The organism is Streptococcus oralis (assembly GCF_001578935.1).
GTDB classification, from domain to species: Bacteria; Bacillota; Bacilli; order Lactobacillales; family Streptococcaceae; genus Streptococcus; species Streptococcus oralis_R.
Window position 1 is genome coordinate 303,028 of sequence record NZ_KQ969521.1, and the last position, 14,273, is coordinate 317,300.

The following is a 14,273-nucleotide window of genomic DNA, read 5'->3' on the forward strand; positions in this document are numbered from 1 at the left end:
GCGTGACAACTTAGTTTATATCGACGGGTACAGTAAGATTGTAAATGGCCAGAAACAAACGGATAACAAACTAAATGTTGCCTATGAACTTGGGGAACAAGAAGGGCAAAAAGGTGCTGAAATGGTCCGCAAGGTTCTAAAAGACAACTTTGACTTGGATATTAAGTACTATGCCCTAGTTGACTTCCAGGCTTTTGCAACAGCTATTGATACCCTCTTCCCTGACGGAGTAACGATTGATGCTCAATTCTCAACATTGAATGGTCAACCTCTAACAGAAGCAACAGTTGGAGATGACCTTCATGCAACAGAGACAGAGTCCCCAACTCAAACTATCAAAGTTGGAAAACAGCAGATGAATGGATCCACCTTGCTGAACTACGCTCGCTTCCGTGATGATGATGAGGGAGACTATGGCCGTACCAAGAGACAACAACAAGTCATGTCAGCCGTTCTTGAGCAAATCAAAGATCCAACCAAGCTCTTTACGGGATCAGAGGCACTTGGAAAAGTCTTTGGCATGACATCAACAAATCTACCATATAGCTTCTTGTTGACCAATGGCTTATCTGTCCTAGAAGGTGCTCAAAATGGCATTGAAAGACTCACCGTCCCAGAACTTGGTGACTGGGTAGATGCTTATGATATCTACGGCGGACAAGGTCTTCTGGTCGATCAAAATAAATACCAGACCAAACTCGCCCAAATGGGAATGAGATAGAATACTATAAAAAAATCAAAGTTTGAATCACTAGTGAAAAAGTGGTTTAGGCTTTGATTTTTCTTAGTATCTGATGGATTTTTAGGGCGTTTTTATGGTATAATAAAACGATATAACTCGTTATTGGACAGAAGAGGAGAGACATGAGTGATTTGAAAGCGATTCAGGCTCGTAGTCTGGAAATGGCTGAATATTTCGTCGCATTTTGTAAAGAACATGATTTGTTGTGCTATCTCTGTGGTGGAGGAGCCATTGGTGCCCTACGTAATAAGGGTTTCATTCCTTGGGATGATGATTTGGACTTTTTCATGCCACGTAAGGACTATGAAAAATTAGCAGAACTGTGGCCACGTTATGCAGATGAGCGTTATTTCTTGTCAAAGAGTAACAAAGATTTTGTAGACCGTAACCTTTTTATTACCATTCGTGACAAGGAAACCACTTGTATCAAGCCTTATCAGAAGGATTTGGATTTGCCACACGGTTTGGCCTTGGATGTTTTACCATTGGATTATTATCCTAAAAATCCAGCTGAGCGTAAGAAACAGGTTCGTTGGGCCCTGATTTATTCACTCTTTTGTGCGCAAACTATCCCAGAAAAGCATGGTGCAGTCATGAAATGGGGAAGTCGTATTTTACTGGGTGTGACTCCAAAAGCTCTCCGTTATCATATTTGGAAAAAAGCTGAAAAAGAAATGACCAAGTATAGTCTGGCTGAGAGCGATGGAATTACGGAATTATGCTCAGGTCCCGGCTACATGCGAAACAAATACCCAATCGCATCTTTTGAAGACAATCTTTTCTTGCCATTTGAAGGAACTGAGATGCCCATCCCAGTCGGCTATGATGCCTATCTCAGCACTGCTTTTGGGGACTATATGACACCGCCACCCACGGACAAACAAGTACCGCATCATGATGCTATTATAGCAGACATGGACAAGAGCTACACAGAGTACAAGGGAGAATATGGAGCATGATGGGAGAAAAAATAAGCGTTATCGTTCCAGTCTACAATGTAGAGGCCTATCTGGAAAAGTGTGTAGAATCCATTTTAAAACAAACCTATACCAACTTGGAAATTCTTCTTGTCAATGATGGTTCGACGGATAATAGTGGAGAACTGTGTGATCAATTAGCTCAAAGAGATCAACGGATTCGTGTCATTCACAAGGAAAACGGTGGCTTGTCTGATGCTCGAAATAGAGGGGTTGAAGAGGCAAGTTCTGGTTTGATCGGTTTTATCGATAGTGATGACTACATTGACGAAGATATGTATGAGACTCTTTACCGCCAAATGCTAGAATCCAATGCTGATCTTTCTATGTGTGGACATTATGATGTCTATGACCAAATTCCGGAAAAGCAAGTTGCAACGATTCAGACTTGGGAATTAACTCCCCAAGAAGCCATTAAGATGGTCATGGAAGCTAAAATTCTCTCGGTCACAGCTGTTAATAAACTGTACAAAAAAGAACTCTTTGAACAGCTACGATTTGAAATTGGAAAAATAGCAGAGGATGCCTTCATCATGATTGCCTTGATTCATCAATGTCGCAAGGTTGTCGCAACAAATGAGAAGAAGTACTACTATGTTCATCGGGAAAATAGTATAACGACTCAAAAATTCTCCTTGAAATTCTTGAACGTTATTGAGGCTTATGAGCAAAACGCAAATATTATCAGAGAGAATTATCCAAATCTAACAGATGTTGCAACCATGCGTTTAAATTGGGCTTACTTCTATGTATTGGATAGGCTCTTGGTTGATGCAGATTTCAAGGATAAGGTTTTAGAAGACCGTTTGATTGCCTATCTCAAGAAAAATACAAAGAATATTCTTTCGGATAGTCGTTTTACAAGAGCAAGAAAAGTGAGTTTCTTAGCTTTGTGCTTGAGTCGAAAATTGTATACGAAAATCTTGCTTACACAAACTAAGCGTTAGGAGAAAAAATGATTTCATTTATTGAAAAAAACTATTTTAAAATCAATTTGCTATTTTTATCAGTTATATCTTTTTACTGTATGGCAGGCTTGATTGTCCCACTTCAACCAATCTCGGCCAATAAATTTGTCACTCTTGGAATGACCCTCATGGGTGTTTTGTTGGGACTTTATAATTTCTTTATCAAAAAAGTCTATCTGAATGTCCGAAAAATTGAGTATTTGATTCTCTTTTTTCTAATGAATATCCTGACAGCTGCCTTAGTTGTCAAGTATGGATTTTCAACTAACATAAAGAATTTAGTTGTCTTTTTCATCTATTTCTTTGCAATCTATCCAGTCTTTCAATCTTTTACTGTAAAAAAAGCACGTGCCCTCTTTGACGCCTTCTTCTCTGTTATCACTGTTGCAAATACTATAGGTGTGCTTGTATCAATTTGGCAATTCTTCATGCTACAGGGTTACCGCGTATTTGATTACAAGGGGTTATTAATCCGACAAGGATTTGTAGAGTCTCGTCTATTTGGGATTCTAGCCAGTCCCAACTATCTCTCTATTATTTCTCTGATGGTGGTTATTTACTTGTGGATGCGCTTGTCAATCTACAAACCAGTTCTTAAAACTCTGGCTATCACATCAATTCTACTTAACTTTGCTTATATTGTACTGTCTGGTTCCAGAACAACCTATATCTGTTTGGTTGCCGTTGCCCTTTTATACGCTTTGATGACGGCTAACTGGACTAAAAAAATCAAGTCACTTCTTACTGTTCTAGTAACTGTAGGTTTGGTATTTGTCTGTTATAATGGTATCAAATATAGTAGCGATATATATTTGAAAGCTCACTCAGCTCAAATCCAAAAGAACCAAGAAAATGGACAAAATGGAGACAACAATCTTTCTCTTGAGAGAACTGACACAAGTGAAGAGAATATCTCCAATAACCGTTTTGCCATTTGGCAGTCAACAGCTTCCTTTATCCCTAGACGTCCTCTGTTTGGATATTCAGGAGGAAACTGGTATGAGTTAGGTAAAGAATATGATGCTTCAGCCTACATCATCAAACAACATTACCTTACTCACAACGGCTACCTTGAGTTGTTATTCTATGATGGTATCACAGGTTTTATCCCTATGGCCATCTTTATGCTTTCCTTCATTGTTTCAAGTCTCAAGAAATATAAAAAAGACCTTCAAGAAGGTCGCCACAATCATGAATTGATTACCATTCTCTTGATGACTGTAGTTATTCTCATCTCTAATTTGTTCTTGAGTTCAACCTTCTATGGAATTTCTCTACAGGGTTGTATCTTGTTTGTGATTTCAGGTTACTATTTCTCTGTTCTCTATAAAAAAAGAGACGGTTATAGAAAACTAGATGAAGCGGAGATTAAAGAAGTTGAACTAGGTGTCATGGATTATATCCACAATCTCTGTCAAAAAGAGAATATCAACTATTCACTAGCTTATGGAACCTTGCTGGGAGCAGTGAGACACAAGGGTTACATTCCTTGGGATGACGATATTGATATCTCTTTGAAACGCGATGAATACGACAAATTGTATCAAGCTATTTTGCAAGATAATGATCCTGTCTACAAAGTGGTTTCTTGGGAAAATGACAGTCGTTACCCTTACCCATTTTACCGAGTCTATGATGCGCGAACTGTCTATGATAACAACTATATCGACAATGATATTGATTTAGGAATTTGTGTGGATGTTTTCCCATTTGACTATTATGCTGATGTTAACAAGGACATGGTAAAACTGGATACTTACCGTCGTTTATCAGTCTATACCCTTTATGGCATCCATAATAAGAATGCGAAACTCAAGAATATCATCAGATATCTACTTGTACTTGTATTCCGTTTGACTCGCGTCAAAACTTGGAACCGTAAGATGAACATCCTATCTATGCGAGAAAAAGTTGGAGACTTCATTGATTACCTCATGGAGAACAAAAGAGTTTCTACGAAATTTGACAAGTCCTTCTTGGATACGACGATTGATAGTCCATTTGAAGATAGAGTTTACAAAATTCCTGAGGCCTATCAGCAAATCCTTTCTGCCATCTACGGAGATGACTTTATGGAAATTCCTCCTCTAGAAAAACGAGTGAAGCACGATGACTTCCTTGCATACATAAAGGAGGGATAGAACGTGTTACAATGGTTAAAAAGAAGTTTAGCCAGTCTCTTAGGAGATAAGAAAGACCTGGTTAAAAACCTACCAATTATCAAAAATTTAAATCAAAAAGCCAATATCGACTTAGATTCAAAGAGAAGCAATTTGCTCAAAGAAAACTTTGAAGATATTCTAAAGGCCATCTACCAATCTAATCTGAAATCCTATGATATCTGGTTAGATTTTGGAACTTTACTTGGTTTCTACAGAGAAAATGATCTGATTCCGCATGATTTAGATATGGACTTTGGGATTATTATCCCAGACTACGAAGCCTTTTTAAAAGATGAGAAAGTTCTTTTTGAGAAAGGCTTTGTCAGAACAAAAGAGTTCTATTACAATGATAAACTTGTAGAATTATCCTATAGTTACAAGGGCCTCAATGTTGATTTTATTGTCTATGATAAAAAAGAGGGGAGCATTTCCTCAGACACTATTTTCTACATGACAAACCCCTTGGGAAATCCTACAAGATATGAAGTTTACCACTATGAATTGCCGTTTACAGCATTAAGTGAATGCAGTTTTAAAGAGATTCTAGTAAAAGTTCCAGAAAATACAAGAGAATACATCAGTCACTTGTATGGGGAGGATTTTGAAATCCCTAATACTCATTACAACTGGAAAGAAAATCCAATTTACAAACAAAGAGATGCTAACTTGGCTAAGGTCCTTTTAGGGAAATCTCTTTAGTAATATAGAAAAGAGGGGATGTTGAAGTTCTTCCTTGTTAACTCTAGTCCCTACTCTAGTGTGACAATCAGGCTTCTCTTTCCCTCTTTTTGTCTTATATTGACGGAAAGGAGCTAGAAAAGTTACTACCAGGATGAATTCTCATCCTAGCTTCCGCTATCAAAGAAAGAAGTGGTTTATATGAAAAAGAAACAGATAAAAGAAACCCTTGTATTTACTTCCCTAGTCTTGTTGCTTGTCTTTGGACTATTTACACCAGCAGTTCAGGCAGATGCTTCAAGCAACCGAATCCATTTTATCAATACCAAAGGAGTATCAGGAAGTGATGCCATCATTCTTGAGAGTAACGGTCATTATGCCTTGATTGACATGGGCGAAGACTATGATTTTCCAGATGGCAGTAATCCGCAATATCCAAGTCGTGTAGGAATTAGCAGACAGAATGATTATGTATTAGAAGATCGTCTCTTCCGTCACATGAAACACCTTGGGATACAAAAGTTAGATTTTATTCTTGGAACCCATGTCCATAGTGACCATATTGGATCTGCGGATGAAGTTCTTAAACGTTATCCTGTAGACAGATTTTATCTGAAGAGATACTCAGATGAGCGCATCACATCAAAATGGCGATTGTGGGACAATCTTTTTAATTATGACAATGCTGTCAAGACGGCTCTAGAGCGCGGTGTAACTCTTGTTCAAGACATTACAGAGAAGGAAAGTCACTTCACTCTAGGTGATATGGATATTCAGCTTTATAACTATAAAAACGAATATGACAGTGACGGTAAACTCAAGAGAGTCTATGATGATAATTCCAATTCCCTTGTGGCGGTAGTAACTGTGGCGGGGAAAAAGATTTATCTGGGTGGTGACTTGGATAATGCTGAGGGGGCAGAGGATAAATTAGGTCCTGAGATTGGAAAAGTCGATATGATGAAATGGAACCATCATTATGATGCCCAAATTTCAAACACGATTCCTTTCTTAGATTCCCTATCCCCTAGTATGGTGGTTCATACATCCGCAGCAGAAGCCAATCTTGCCACAACAAGAGAATATCTTAAGAAGCATGGTATTGAAGTAGTTCATGCTTCTAGCCAGACCAAGGATGCAACAGTCTTTACAATTAGTAAAAATGGTTTTACAAACGTGTTCGATTCTCTACCTAATATCCCCACTGTTAGTGAAACATGGTATAAAGAAGATGGTTACTGGAAGTATCGCTTGTCTGATGATCAGATGGCAATCGGTTGGCGCAAAATAAATGGTATTTACTATTTCTTTAATGGTCAAGGACAAATGCAGGCAGGTAGATGGCTTCATTTAAATGATTCTCGAGAAAAACAGATGGTAACTGGTATTATTTGAACAACAATGGACAAATGCAAGATACTGGATGGTTTAAGCAAGATGGTAGTTGGTATTATATCACATCAAGTGGAGCAAGAAGTTACAGTCAGTTAGTTGAAATTGATGGTCAGAAATATCTATTTGACAAAGAAGGTAAGATGCTGACAGGTCTTCAGGTTTATAATGGTAAGAAGATGGTCTTTGCTAGTAGTGGTGCCCTGCAGTCGGAAGGAAAAGCATCGTCTTGGCAAAAAATTGCTTCAAATTGGTACTATTATGATGAGGATGGTATTCTAACTGTTGGTAAAAAAGACATCGAGGGTACAACTTATTACTTTGACAAAGAAGGTGTCATGCAAACAGGCTGGGCCTTTGTTGATGGTCACTGGAACTATTTTGCAAGTTCTGGAGCTATGAAAATCGGCTGGGTTAAGGATCGGGAAACATGGTATTATCTGGATAAAGATGGCATCATGTTAACTGGAAGCCAAGATATCAATGGTGTCCGTTACTATTTGAATGCCAGTGGTGCCATGCAAACAGGCTGGGCCTTTGTTGATGGTCACTGGAACTATTTTGCAAGTTCTGGAGCTATGAAAACCGGCTGGGTTAAGGATCGGGAAACATGGTATTATCTGGATAAAGATGGCATCATGTTAACTGGAAGCCAAGATATCAATGGTGTCCGTTACTATTTGAATGCCAGTGGTGCCATGCAAACTGGCTGGGTCTTTGTTGATGGTCACTGGAACTATTTTGCAAGTTCTGGAGCTATGAAAACTGGTTGGGTCAAGGATCAGGAAACATGGTATTATCTGGATAAAGATGGCATCATGTTAACTGGAAGCCAAGATATCAATGGTGTCCGTTACTATTTGAATGCCAGTGGTGCCATGCAGACGGGCTGGAAGTGGCAAGACAATAGCTGGTACTTCTATACGAACTCAGGTACTATGAAAACTGGTTGGTTGAAAGATGGTGATGCCTGGTATTATCTTGAAGGTAAGGAAGGCGTTATGTTAGTCGGCCTTCATCAAGTAGATGGTAAGCAATATTACTTTAGCGGATCTGGTACCATGCAAACTGGCTGGAAATGGTTTGATAATCATTACCGTTACTTTGAATCAAATGGAGCTATGAAAACTGGTTGGATAAAAGATAAAGGTGTCTGGTATTATCTAAATCCTGAAGATGGTATCATGTTGGTTGGCCTTCATAAAGTAAATGGTGATCATTATTACTTTGATGAATCAGGAGCTATGCAGACAGGTTGGAAACAGCTTGATGGTAATTGGTACTATTTCCAAGCTGATGGTTCATTGTTGAAGAACGCAACAACACCTGATGGTTACAAAGTTAACGAAGAAGGAATCTGGAAACAGGCTGTTGCTGCTGTAAATAGCGATGCAGTCAAGCCAGAACAGAAACCAGAAGCTAATTCCTCTATTGTTGAACAACCTAAACAAGATTCAAATTTAGAAGCCAGCGCTTCTGAAAAGAAAGAAAAAGAATAAAGAAGAAATCCCCTACTGGCAACTAATTTATCAGTAGGGGATTTTTTAATTTCGTTTTAATTTAGCAAGTACAAGGTTCAGTGCATAGTGGAGTGTTTTGTCTTTGGTGATAAAGAGGGTCAAGAGGTAATAGATACCACAAGTTGCTACGGTAGACAGAACCATGAGAATCATATTGAAGTTGACCGTATAAGAGTTGATTTGGAAAAGAAATTTAAACGCAAAATAGATAGGGATGAATCCAAGGGATACAATAGTGTAGCGTGTCAGAGTAGCAAAGATTTCTTTCAAATCAATCAGTTGGTGTTTCTGGATAAAGCGTATTTCCAGGAGAACGACGATAGTCTCTGCAAGAATAGTTGTAGCGATATAGTACTCAGGTGCAAAAATATTATTGAAATACAAGATGCTATTTAATAGTATATTGGCGCCACCACCAAGGAAGTAAAAGGCAGTCAAACGATTTTCGTGGTCATTGATAAAGATAATTTGTTTACCAAGGATCAACTCAATGGCCCAGATGATGGTACGGAAGGCGAAGACACTAGTCACAATACCAGCTTCGAGGTATTTTTCAGAAGAGTAGATAACTGCTGCGTAGTTTCCTAATACTATAATCCCAATACTAGTTGGAATGATGAGGAAGTAAAAGAGAGCAGCTCCTTGATTCAGAAGATTTTTATAAGAATCGTAGTCTTTCTTACCGAGATAGTAGCCGAGTCGTGGAATGCTGACGTTGATAGCTCCACTTAAGACACTGGCAATCAACATAACGATGCTAGAAGCAATAGTGTAATAAGAAATGTAGTTTTCATCTGGTCCCTTGGTGATAAACATTCTATCAAGCAAGGTATAGAGCATGTTAGCGTTCGCTAAGAGAAGCATAGTCAAGAGAGGTTTAGATGCTTTGATTAATTCAACAAGTCCAATTTTGACAAATGAAACTTCCCTCTTGATCCAAAGAAAACTGAGTAGGTAGTTGAAGATAGTGGTTGCTGTCATAACGATAGCATAAGGAACGATATCATCTGCCGTTTTAACAAAGGTGAAGATAGCGACCAGCATAGCAATCCGGATGATCAATGTCTTATAGAGGATGAAGGCATAATTTTCATAAGCCTCGTTCATCCATTCGATATTGAGAAATTGGAAGAGTGCTTGGGCCCCTAGGATGTAGTACAGGACTTTCAGATTCTCAATGCTGGTGTCAAAGAAGATAATGAGGAAGTAGATACCTGTCGTCAGGAGAGAGGTGAAAACCGAGATATAAAACAACTTAGAAAAGACGTAGTTGATTTTATTCTTGTCATCCTTGACCTTACTAATAGCTCGAATCCCGTAGTTGTATATTCCAAAGGCAGCTAGTGGAATAACGAAACTTGCCCAGGTATTGGCTGTATTGAAATAACCGTAATTGGATTTGCTGAGAATCCGCGTCAGATAAGGATTGGTTATCAGTGGAAAAACGATATTGAGAATATTGACCAGCAAGCTGGCCAAGGCATTTACTTTTATATTTTTCATTGAACTTTCTTTCTTAAATCTAAAATCATATCTAGTATTATATCACATTCTCGCTTCATTCTTTTGATAAAATCGTAAAAATCTAGTATAATAGATAGACTGAAAGTATGAGGTTACTAGATATGAAGATGAAACAAATTAGTGATACAACACTGAAAATCACAATGACTTTAGATGATTTGATGGACCGAGGAATGGAGATTGCAGACTTTCTCGTTCCTCAGGAAAAAACCGAAGAGTTTTTCTATGCTATTTTAGATGAGTTAGAGATGCCAGACAATTTCTTGGATAGTGGTATGCTGAGTTTCCGCGTGACGCCAAAACCTGATAAGGTGGACGTCTTTGTGACCAAATCCAAGATTGACCAAAATCTGGATTTTGAAGATTTGGCGGATCTACCAGACATGGAAGAATTAGCTCAAATGTCGCCAGATGAATTTCTCAAAACCTTGGAAAAGAGCATTGCAGATAAGACCAAGGACGATATTGAAGCTATCCAATCTCTAGAGCAGGTTGAAGCAAAGGAAGAAGAGCAAGAGCAAACTGAAAAGGAGACTGAGAGCAAGAAAGAACCTTATATCTACTATATCTTGCGTTTTACAAGTCTTGCTGACTTAGTTGCTTTTGCAAAGACGGTTAACTACCAGATGGAAACATCTGAACTCTATAAGATGAATGGACACTATTATTTAACAATCTTAGTCGATGTAGAAAATCATCCAAGTCCATATCCGGCTTGGCTCTTGGCTCGTATGCGTGAATTTGCAGACGACAGTGACATCAGTCGTTCAGTCTTGCAAGAGTATGGGCAAATCTTGATCAATCACGATGCAGTTCTCGGTCTGCAAAAGATTCATTCATAATTTTTAAAATTAATTTTCATTTATCAAGAAAGACGAATCATGGGATTCGTTTTTTCTTTACCAGACTGAAATAGTGATTTACTATAATAGGAATTTTCACAAAATTCTGTTATAATGGCTATATCAGAAAATTTCTAGGAGACAAACATGACAGTTAAAATTGCTTTACTTGGATTTGGTACCGTTGCAAGTGGTGTACCATTCCTCCTAAAGGAAAATGGAGAAAAAATCGTTCAATCAGCTCATTCTGAGATTGAAGTGGCCAAGGTATTGGTCAAGGATGAAGATGAAAAGAACCGCTTGCTTGCAGCAGGGAATGACTTTAACTTTGTGACCAATGTAGATGATATTTTGTCAGATAAAGATGTTACCATTGTAGTGGAATTGATGGGGCGTATCGAACCTGCTAAGACCTTTATCACTCGTGCCTTAGAAGCTGGGAAACACGTTGTTACTGCCAACAAGGACCTTTTGGCTGTCCATGGTGCAGAATTGTTAGAAATTGCTAAAGAGCATAATGTAGCACTTTACTACGAAGCGGCAGTTGCTGGTGGTATTCCAATTCTTCGTACTTTGGCAAATTCATTGGCTTCTGATAAAATCACGCGCATTCTTGGTGTCGTTAACGGAACTTCCAACTTCATGATGACTAAGATGGTGGAAGAAGGCTGGTCTTACGATGATGCTCTAGCTGAAGCTCAAAGACTAGGATTCGCAGAAAGCGACCCTACAAATGATGTGGATGGGATTGACGCAGCCTACAAGATGGTGATTTTGAGCCAATTTGCTTTTGGTATGAAGGTTGCCTTTGACGATGTAGCCCACAAGGGAATCCGTAACATCACACCAGAAGACGTAGCTGTAGCTCAAAATCTTGGTTATGTAGTGAAATTGGTTGGTTCTATCGAGGAAACTCCTTCAGGAATTGCTGCAGAAGTAACTCCAACCTTCCTACCTAAAGCGCACCCACTTGCTAGTGTGAATGGCGTGATGAATGCTGTCTTTGTAGAATCTATCGGCATCGGTGAGTCTATGTACTACGGACCAGGTGCGGGTCAAAAACCAACTGCAACAAGTGTCGTAGCAGATATTGTCCGTATCGTTCGTCGCTTGAATGATGGTACCATTGGTAAAGACTTCAATGAATATAGCCGTGACCTAGTCTTGGCAAATCCAGAAGATGTCAAAGCTAATTACTACTTCTCAATCTTGGCACCAGACTCAAAAGGTCAGGTCTTGAAATTGGCTGAGATTTTCAACGCTCAAGATATTTCCTTCAAGCAAATCCTACAAGATGGCAAAGAGGGTGACAAGGCGCGTGTAGTGATTATCACTCATAAGATTAATAAAGCACAACTTGAGAATGTTTCAGCTGAGTTGGCCAAAGCTTCAGAATTTGACCTCTTGAATACCTTCAAGGTGTTAGGAGAATAGGATGAAGATTATTGTACCTGCAACCAGTGCCAATATTGGGCCAGGTTTTGATTCGGTCGGTGTAGCTGTAACCAAGTATCTTCAAATTGAGGTCTGTGAAGAACGGGATGAGTGGTTGATTGAACACCAGATTGGCAAATGGATTCCCCATGACGAGCGTAATCTCTTGCTCAAGATTGCCTTGCAAATTGCGCCTGACTTGCAACCGAGACGCTTGAAAATGACCAGTGATGTTCCCCTGGCGCGTGGTTTGGGTTCTTCTAGCTCGGTTATCGTTGCTGGGATTGAACTAGCTAACCAGCTGGGCAAACTCAACTTATCTAACCACGACAAATTGCAGCTGGCGACCAAGATTGAAGGGCATCCTGACAATGTGGCACCAGCTATCTATGGAAATCTTGTTGTTGCGAGTTCCGTTGAAGGTCACGTTTCAGCAATCGTGGCTGACTTCCCAGAATGTGATTTTCTAGCTTATATTCCTAACTATGAATTACGTACTCGAGACAGTCGAGGTGTCTTACCTAAAAAATTGTCTTACAAGGAAGCTGTTGCGGCTAGTTCTATCGCCAATGTGGTGGTTGCAGCCTTGTTGGCAGGAGATATGGTGACAGCTGGACAAGCGATTGAGGGGGACCTCTTCCACGAGCGTTATCGTCAAAGTCTGGTCCGTGAATTTGCGATGATTAAGCAAGTAGCTAAAGAGAATGGTGCCTATGCAACCTATCTCTCTGGTGCCGGACCGACAGTTATGGTCTTGGCTTCTCACGACAAGATGCCGAAGATTAAGGCAGAATTGCAAAAGCAATCTTTCAAAGGCAAACTGCATGATTTGAAAGTTGATACCCAAGGTGTCCGTGTCGAATCAAAATAAAGAATAGAAGATAGGATGGGGAAACTCTCGACCAGAGGGCTTCCTATCCTTTTTTTGAAAAGAAGTCTATACCCAATGAAAATCAAAGAGCAAATTAGGAAGCTAGCCGCAGGTTGCTCAAAACATGGTTTTGAGGTTGTAGATGAAACTGACGAAGTTAGCTCAAAATACTGTTTTGAGGTTGCAGATGTAAGCTGACGTGGTTTGAAGAGATTTTCGAAGAGTATTAGTTAAAAACTTGATAGAGGAGAAACGAAGATGTCAGAAATTTATCTAGCAGGTGGTTGTTTTTGGGGCCTAGAGGAGTATTTTTCACGAATTTCTGGAGTGCTAGCAACCAGTGTCGGCTACGCTAATGGCCAAGTCGAAACGACTAATTACCAGCTGCTCAAGGAAACAGACCATGCAGAGACTGTTCAAGTGGTTTATGATGAGAAAGTAGTGTCACTTCGAGAGATTTTGCTCTATTATTTCCGTGTCATTGATCCCTTGTCTATTAACCAGCAGGGGAATGACCGTGGCCGCCAATATCGAACGGGGATCTATTATCAGGATGAAGCAGACTTGCCAGTTATCTACACAGTGGTGCAGGAACAGGAGCGTATGCTGGGTCGAAAGATTGCAGTAGAGGTGGAGAAACTTCGCCACTACATTTTAGCAGAAGACTACCATCAAGGCTATCTCAAGAAAAATCCTTCAGGTTACTGTCATATCGATGTGACCGATGCTGAGAAGCCATTGATTGATGCTTCTAACTATGAAAAACCTAGTCAAGAGGTGTTAAGGGAAAGTTTGTCAGCAGAGTCTTACCGTGTTACACAAGAAGCTGTTACAGAGGCGCCATTTAGCAATGTCTATGACCAGATCTTTGAAGAGGGGATTTATGTAGACATCACGACGGGTGAGCCACTATTTTTTGCTAAGGATAAGTTTGCTTCAGGTTGTGGTTGGCCAAGTTTTAGCCGTCCGATTTCTAAGGAATTGATTCACTACTACAAGGATTTGAGCCATGGAATGGAGCGAATCGAAGTTCGTTCTCGGTCAGGAAATGCTCACTTGGGTCATGTTTTCACAGATGGACCTCAGGAATTAGGTGGCCTGCGTTACTGTATTAATTCTGCATCCTTGCGCTTTGTGGCCAAGGATGAGATGGAAAAAACAGG

The 14,273-nt window shown here is 39.6% G+C and carries 10 protein-coding genes and 1 pseudogene; 10 read left to right on the forward strand and 1 reads right to left on the reverse strand.

What is annotated here, in order from left to right:
- The 6 genes and pseudogenes from SORDD15_RS01530 to SORDD15_RS01555 form a co-directional block, all read left to right on the forward strand.
- Positions 1-721 (forward strand): LCP family protein (locus tag SORDD15_RS01530; protein WP_196756201.1); only part of this gene is annotated, 721 nt, incomplete at its 5' end.
- Positions 722-864: 143 nt separating this feature from the next.
- On the forward strand, positions 865-1,701 hold the full coding sequence (locus SORDD15_RS01535; RefSeq protein ID WP_061413751.1) for a LicD family protein: 837 nt from the start codon (positions 865-867) through the stop codon (positions 1,699-1,701).
- Complete coding sequence (locus tag SORDD15_RS01540; RefSeq protein ID WP_196756202.1) at positions 1,698-2,666, forward strand: glycosyltransferase family 2 protein; 969 nt, start codon at positions 1,698-1,700, stop codon at positions 2,664-2,666. The genes SORDD15_RS01535 and SORDD15_RS01540 overlap by 4 nt, the downstream gene beginning before the upstream one ends.
- Before the next feature lie 8 nt (positions 2,667-2,674).
- Entirely contained in the window at positions 2,675-4,828 is a 2,154-nt protein-coding gene (locus tag SORDD15_RS01545; protein WP_061413755.1) for a LicD family protein, read from the forward strand.
- Positions 4,829-4,831: 3 nt separating this feature from the next.
- Entirely contained in the window at positions 4,832-5,548 is a 717-nt protein-coding gene (locus SORDD15_RS01550) for a LicD family protein (protein WP_061413757.1), read from the forward strand.
- Between the two features lie 180 nt (positions 5,549-5,728).
- Positions 5,729-8,418 (forward strand): annotated as a pseudogene (locus SORDD15_RS01555) (MBL fold metallo-hydrolase).
- A 45-nt stretch (positions 8,419-8,463) separates the two neighbouring features.
- Here SORDD15_RS01555 and SORDD15_RS01560 read toward each other — a convergent pair.
- Positions 8,464-9,942, reverse strand: coding sequence for an oligosaccharide flippase family protein (locus tag SORDD15_RS01560; protein WP_061413759.1), 1,479 nt, complete (start codon positions 9,940-9,942; stop codon positions 8,464-8,466).
- A gap of 122 nt (positions 9,943-10,064) precedes the next feature.
- Here SORDD15_RS01560 and mecA point away from each other — a divergent pair, with 122 nt between their 5' ends.
- The 4 genes from mecA to msrB all read left to right on the forward strand — a co-directional run.
- The gene (mecA, locus tag SORDD15_RS01565) at positions 10,065-10,805 is read left to right on the forward strand and encodes an adaptor protein MecA (RefSeq protein WP_061413761.1); all 741 of its coding nucleotides are present in this window, start codon (positions 10,065-10,067) and stop codon (positions 10,803-10,805) included.
- Positions 10,806-10,952: 147 nt separating this feature from the next.
- On the forward strand, positions 10,953-12,239 hold the full coding sequence (locus SORDD15_RS01570) for a homoserine dehydrogenase (protein WP_061413763.1): 1,287 nt from the start codon (positions 10,953-10,955) through the stop codon (positions 12,237-12,239).
- Position 12,240: 1 nt separating this feature from the next.
- Entirely contained in the window at positions 12,241-13,110 is an 870-nt protein-coding gene (gene thrB, locus SORDD15_RS01575; protein ID WP_061413766.1) for a homoserine kinase, read from the forward strand.
- A gap of 258 nt (positions 13,111-13,368) precedes the next feature.
- A partial coding sequence (gene msrB, locus SORDD15_RS01585) for a peptide-methionine (R)-S-oxide reductase MsrB (protein WP_231097606.1) occupies positions 13,369-14,273 on the forward strand: 905 nt, incomplete at its 3' end.